This is a genomic window from Pseudomonadota bacterium, assembly GCA_022361155.1.
In the GTDB taxonomy this organism is placed as follows: Bacteria; Myxococcota_A; Polyangia; order Polyangiales; family JAKSBK01; genus JAKSBK01.
In genome coordinates, this window is the sequence record JAKSBK010000536.1 from 1 (window position 1) to 5852 (window position 5852).

General features: G+C 63.9%; 6 protein-coding genes. 2 read left to right on the forward strand and 4 right to left on the reverse strand.

The genetic code is table 11. From position 1 onward, the window contains the following. Positions 1–585: 585 nt before the first annotated feature. Both MJD61_19985 and MJD61_19990 read right to left on the reverse strand, forming a co-directional pair. A complete protein-coding gene (locus tag MJD61_19985) occupies positions 586–1611 on the reverse strand; it encodes an IS110 family transposase (GenBank protein MCG8557543.1) in 1026 nt (341 codons plus the stop codon). Positions 1612–1996: 385 nt separating this feature from the next. Further along, positions 1997–3976: a S8 family serine peptidase gene (locus MJD61_19990; protein MCG8557544.1), complete on the reverse strand. Its 1980-nt coding sequence runs from the start codon at positions 3974–3976 to the stop codon at positions 1997–1999. Between the two features lie 293 nt (positions 3977–4269). Here MJD61_19990 and MJD61_19995 point away from each other — a divergent pair, with 293 nt between their 5' ends. Next, on the forward strand, positions 4270–4563 hold the full coding sequence (locus tag MJD61_19995; GenBank protein MCG8557545.1) for an AbrB/MazE/SpoVT family DNA-binding domain-containing protein: 294 nt from the start codon (positions 4270–4272) through the stop codon (positions 4561–4563). Then, on the forward strand, positions 4550–4930 hold the full coding sequence (locus MJD61_20000) for a type II toxin-antitoxin system VapC family toxin (GenBank protein MCG8557546.1): 381 nt from the start codon (positions 4550–4552) through the stop codon (positions 4928–4930). Before MJD61_19995 ends, MJD61_20000 begins: the two co-directional genes overlap by 14 nt. A gap of 10 nt (positions 4931–4940) precedes the next feature. Here MJD61_20000 and MJD61_20005 read toward each other — a convergent pair whose 3' ends face one another. Together MJD61_20005 and MJD61_20010 are read right to left on the reverse strand one after the other, a co-directional pair. After that, positions 4941–5399 (reverse strand): hypothetical protein, encoded by a 459-nt coding sequence (locus MJD61_20005; GenBank protein MCG8557547.1) that lies wholly within the window; start codon positions 5397–5399, stop codon positions 4941–4943. A 249-nt stretch (positions 5400–5648) separates the two neighbouring features. Then, on the reverse strand, positions 5649–5852 hold a 204-nt coding region (locus tag MJD61_20010), incomplete at its 5' end, for a hypothetical protein (GenBank protein ID MCG8557548.1).

Genomic DNA, 5852 nt, shown 5'->3' on the forward strand with positions numbered 1-5852 from the left:
CCCGGCATAGTAGCCAACCCTGCGGAATCGTTGGCGGGTCAAGGGGCGCGCAGCGCCGAGCGCACGCGAGCTTGCCCTTGAGGCGACAAGGATTCCGTGGGACCAGCCCCATTTCACAGCGCCGAATAGACGCGACTTGACACGATCGGTAACACGGGGGCATCTAGCCCGAGTACCAGCGCGAGTACGCGGGTTTGGGTAGCGGGTTGAGCTGTTTTTCTAGTGCGGCCGTCGGCGTCTTGCTTCTTCGGCGCGGCGGTGGTCGATGTCGCCGCGCTCTATCGATGGGTCGGCAACCCCGACTATGTAGTGGCCCCGCAGTCAAGGCACACGGATGCGGGTGGACGAAATAGATCGCGCCCAAGGTGATGAACCATCGAGCTGAATGGTCTCCTACGGTCTGTCGCCAATCGACTATTCGCGGTCGTGGTGCCGCATGAGAGGGTCCGTAGGCGGGCCGCATTCGGTCAGACAGGGTCAACCTAGTGAATCGAGGTCGCCCTGCGGGGTTGCCCGCGGTCACCGCCTTTGGACAGCCGAAGGAGGGAATCCAGCTCGAGGGAATATAGGGGACAGCAGCAGAGTCTAGGCGTTGCCGCTGCTGAGTTGGTGCTGCGGATCGTACGGCTTGTGGTCGCGCCACATCGCGAACAGCACGCCGGCCATCTTGCGCGCCAAGGCGGTGACCGCGGTCATCTTGCCGCGGCGTTGGGCGACGGCAACAGCCCACTGGCCTATCGGGTCGTCGGCTCGAACGCGCAAAAAGCACCATGCTGCCTGGTTCAGCACACGGCGCACGGGAGCCGGTCCGGCCTTGGTCAAGCCGGTGCGACGTTGGCTCTGCCCCGAGCTCTTCTCGCCTGGTGTCAGCCCTAGGTAGCCCATCACCGACGCCGCGCTGTCGAATCGCTTGGGGTCGTCGAGCGCGGCCACAAAGCGCGTCGCCGTGACCGGCCCTACGCCCGGCATGCTCATCAGTAACCGGCAAGTGGGCTCCTGACTGGCGAGCTCCGAAAGCTCTCGGTCCATCTCGGCGGCCTGCTCGTTCATCGTTTCGATGCAGACAAGCAATCGCTCGATGTGCATGGGCACGCCGCTTCCATCGTCGCGCAACGCAGCGCGAACCCTGGCAGGCAACGTTTTGGGCGTGCAGCGCAGCGGTTGTTGGATAAGCGTGCGCAGAAATCCTCGAACGCTGTTGACCAGCTGGGTGCGGGCGTCCAGCAACGTCTCGCGCGATGTGCTGAGCGCGCGCCATTCGCTGGCACGCTGCGACGGAATGTGGACCGACGGCAGCTTCTCTACCTGACACGCCACCAGGCTCAATGCTCGGGCATCGCGCACATCGGTCTTGACGCCCCGCTGAGCCACGCCCAGCGTTCGGGCCAGCACCGATGGCACCACGGTAACCTGATGGCCCAAAGCCTGCGCGGCACGGGCTACGGTGAACGCCTCGGCGCTTGTCTCCAACACCACGTGCGCCGGATCCGCATCCAACATCCGCTGCAGTCTCAGAGTTGGACAGCTGTACTCCTGCAGGATTTCGCCCCGCTCGTTGCGCATGCATACTTGGCTCTTGCGGCTTCCCAGATCGATGGCTAGATGATTCACGGCGGACCTCCTGTGCGGCATTGACCGCGTTCAAAGTTGAGGCGCGATTATCCGTGACCTCGTGGGGGTCCGCCACTTCATCCTTTCTGTCGGTTTCCGCTTCGTAGTCGATGAGGACCCCGACGGTGGCCTTATTGCCGCTCGCGCTTTGGGCGAGTCGATCTTTGCCGAAGCGGACGGCATGGACCGGCTCCGAGATGCGCTTCGGGATGCGGTTCGGTGCCATTAGGCCCTTGACACCGCTCACGCCATCGATCGCCGTTTGGCTATCTCCTGGAAATAGCGCTGCACTGCATCGAAATTGAACCGCAGCCTGCGTCGATTCGATGACCCGAGCGGCGCCAATTGCTCGCCGACTTATGTACGTAATCACGGATGCAGGACACTAGTCGCACTCGCCTGCCTCGTCGCAGGTGCCTCCTGTCTCGCAGGACGCGCCCTCGGGTAGAAAAGTATGCTGGCAAATCCCGGCGCCGCAGCTGTCCATGGTGCAGTCGTTTCCGTCGTTGCAGTTGAGAGGCTGCCCTGGCTCGCACGCTCCGTTGCTGCAGGTTTCAACGCCATTGCACGCGTCTCCGTCGTCGCAGAGCATCGGCGTTCCCGCCACACACCCCGTGCCCGGATCACAGGTTTCGACACCGTTGCATGCGTTCCCGTCGTTGCAGGTCAGCGGCGTTCCCGACACGCACCCCATGCCTGGATCGCAGGTCTCGGTTCCGTTGCATGCGTCACCGTCGTTGCAGTCCATTGGATGCCCCGTCGTGCATCCGCTGCTTGGATCACACATTTCGACGCCATTGCACGGATTTCCGTCGTCGCAGATAGGCGCTTGCCCGGGGTTGCACCCCATGCCTGGATCGCAGGTCTCGGTTCCGTTGCATGCGTCACCGTCGTCGCACAGCAGGGGCTTTCCTGGGGCGCAAGCTCCGTCGATGCAGGTCTCGTCGCCGTTGCACATGTCCGCGTCGTTGCAGTCCGCGTCCGTTTCGCAGCCAGGCGGCAAGCTGCTCTCCATGTGCACCATCGGGTCGGCTATGCCGTCGGGATCATCGAGGCAGGCGCCTTCGCTGCCCGCACAGGGGCTCAACTCTGCGTTGCTCAGCAGCCCCTCTTGGACTTGGGCCGGGGTCGGCAAGCTTTGGCCCAGGTCGAGCTTCTCCTGGATGTACGCCGCGGCTGCGCCCGCCACGTGAGGCGCTGCCATGCTGGTGCCGCTCCAGGCTTGCAGTCCGTAGGGCGTGGTCGAGAGAATGCCTACACCGGGCGCGGTGAAATCGATGTCCGCACCGTAGTTGCTGAAGCACGCCAGCGAATCGTCAACTGACTCCGTGCAGGTGCCAAAGCCGTAGCTTCCCGTGCCCTCGCCTCCCGGCATGCCGTCGAAGTCCGTGTGGGCGGACAGCGTGAGCACTTCATCAAAGGCCGCCGGCGCGAAGTAGCGGGCATCCATCGAGGAGTTGCCGGCCGACACCACGAGGGTGACGCCGTGGTCTTCGACCAGGTTACAGACGGCCTTGTGGTAGGCGTCGGTGGTCGTGGCGCAGGGCTGATCGTCGCACGGCACCTGCCAGAACCAGAACCAGCAGCCCCCACCCAGGCTCATGTTCGCGACCCGGATGTTCTCGGAAGCGGCGTGCTCTGCCACCCACTCGAGTCCCGTGATGATGTCGGCAGTATTGCCGGCTCCGTCGTCGCCGAGCACCTTGATGGAGTACACGGGGGCTCCGGGTGCTACTCCCACCACACCACTATCGTCGAGCCTCGCGGCCGCGGTGCTCGCGACGTGCGTGCCATGCCCGTAGACATCGTCTCCACCTTCAAGGCACGTGGCGGTGCTGGCCTGGCCCACGCAGTCCACGCTGCTTACCAGGTTTAGCTCGGGCTGGTTCATGTCGACGCCTGTGTCGAGAATCGCGATACCCACATCGGTTTGCGTGCTTGTGTACCCGCCGATGCGCGCCACCCCGGTCGGCACCTCGTCGCTTGCCGCCGCGAAACCATGGGCGTAAGCCCTCTGCACGGGGGTTAACGAGACGACGTCTGGAAAGCGCTCGAGCACACGCGCCACCGGCTCAGGCAGGCTCACGACGAAGCCGTTCAGCAGGCGCTTGTAGACGCGCGTCGGGGCGAGGTTGAAGCGCTGCGCGAGCGGGCCGAGCTTGGCGCGCGGCCGCAGCATCACGATGTACTGCTGCGCCAAACCAGCACCGGATGGGCCGGATACCCTGGCTTGCGTGTGGTCGGCTCGAAGTCCGCCTCGCACGACGCCGATGCCCTGTGCTTCGTGCTGATCCGACTCGGCGCTGCACGCCGAAACCGCGCCCGCCAGCAAGACCAGCGAGCCCCACATACTGCTGCACTTCATACTGCCAACCTCCGCCTTTGCGCACACGTTCATCACTCGCCGTGCGCGTCGTCCCGGACGATCGAAACGAGATTCCCGTACCCCGCGGTTCCCCAGGCCGCCGCGGCAGGCTTTGTACTTACACGATTCGACGCTGCGGCGTAGGCTGCTAGGAGCGTGGGCGCATGTGGCCGCCGCGGCAGGCTTTGTACTTACACGATTCGACGGAGAGTCAAGCGAGTAATCTCAGAAAATGCGTAACCGTTGTCAGTGATGCTGTTTGCCCTTTTTCATTACCATGGTAATGTCATTGCATGACGCTGGCTCGCTCCAAGCTGACCGCGCAGGGACAGATCTCTGTTCCTGCCGAAATCCGGCGCCGACTGGGGATCGGACCGGGTGCGATCCTTGAGTGGGACGAGGAGGATGGGGTGATCGTCGTGCGCAGGGCTGGTAGCTCAACGTCCGAGGATGTTCACGAGGCAGTATTCGGGGACGAGGTTCCCAACCGGCATTCGCTCGAGGACATGGAGCGGGGGATCAAACAGCACGTATCCGAAAAGCATGCGCGCACGAAACGTGCGAACAAGAAGCATGCGCGCCGTTGACACCAACGTGGTCGTACGCCTCATCGCGCGTGACGATCCAAAGCAGGTGGCTGCGGCAGAGCAGTTTGTGGCGTCGGGCGCATGGGTTTCTCATCTTGTCTTGGCGGAGACCACATGGGTCCTTGCAAGCGTCTACAAGCTGGGCGCGAAACAGATCGCAACGGCCATTCGCATGCTGCTCAACCACGACAAGTTGGCACTTCAGAGTGCTGAAGTGATCGAACGCGCGTTGGCTGTCTATCTCCAACAGCCGAAGCTTGGTTTCTCGGATTGCCTCATCGTCGAAATCGCGCGCAGCGCGGGGCACACTCCTTTGGGCACCTTCGACCTTGGGCTTGCCAGAGTGGATGCTGCGGTGAGGGTATGAGCGGGAGCGTTCACGGCGTGTGGTTCAGGCAGTAGTCGGCGGCCCCGCCCGAGCGGTGGCGGACGCGCCAGCGGAAGTGGCGGCCCGCGTACCGGGACACCGCATGGGTGAGGCTCTCGCTGCATGTCGACCGGCGCGAGCTGCGCCGGGTGCGCCACGAAGTGCAGGGGTCGCTGTTGTTGCGGCAGCGCTGCAGGTACAGGTCGACGTTGCCGGCTCCTTGAGCGCACTCGAGGCTGGAGCTTACAACGGTGCCGGAGGCAAGGCGCCCGATAAGAATGTAGTCGTTGCGGTTTGACCCGGAAACGGTGCCCGACGCGTCGCAGGTTGATACGCACTCGCCGGAACCGTCGCACTCGCCGGCGCCTCCATTGCACAGGCTCCCCGCAGCGACGAACTTATGCGCGCAACCGCTGGCGGGGTCGCAGCTATCCGTGGTGCAGTCGTTGGCATCGTCGCAGCTGATCATTGCGCTCGCGCAGCCCCTGGCGGGGTCGCAGCTGTCGGCCGTGCACGCGTTGCTGTCGTTGCAGACGATCTCGGTGTTGCTACAGCCAGTAGCCGGGTCACAGCTCTTCGTGGTGCATGCGTTATTGTCGTCGCAGTAGATTGGCGTACTCGCGCAGCCTAGATCCGGGTCGCAGCTGTCGGTAGTGCACGCGCTTCCCTCGTCGCAGTACGCTGCGAAGCTGCCACGGCAGCGAGCACACCCACTGTCTCACCGGGGCATCGAGCGGCAGAACCGCTTTTTGCGAGCACGATGACGCGCACGCGCAGGACTCTTCATCAACGGCCTGAAGCTGCCGGCGCCTCCCGGAGCAATGGTGGTCTTGCCGCCGCAGGCCAGGCTCAGCATGGTACAGGCCGCGGCAAGCCACAGCACGAAGGGCAACCCCGAGTCACGTTGCTGGTTGTCTATACG

What these genes read in the sequence shown, in the direction of transcription:
- MJD61_19990 (MCG8557544.1), bottom strand. Translation starts at nt 3,976, where the DNA reads ATGAAGTGCAGCAGTATGTGGGGCTCGCTGGTCTTGCTGGCGGGCGCG.
- MJD61_19995 (MCG8557545.1), top strand. Translation starts at nt 4,270, where the DNA reads ATGACGCTGGCTCGCTCCAAGCTGACCGCGCAGGGACAGATCTCTGTT.
- MJD61_20000 (MCG8557546.1), top strand. Translation starts at nt 4,550, where the DNA reads ATGCGCGCCGTTGACACCAACGTGGTCGTACGCCTCATCGCGCGTGAC.
- MJD61_20005 (MCG8557547.1), bottom strand. Translation starts at nt 5,399, where the DNA reads ATGATCAGCTGCGACGATGCCAACGACTGCACCACGGATAGCTGCGAC.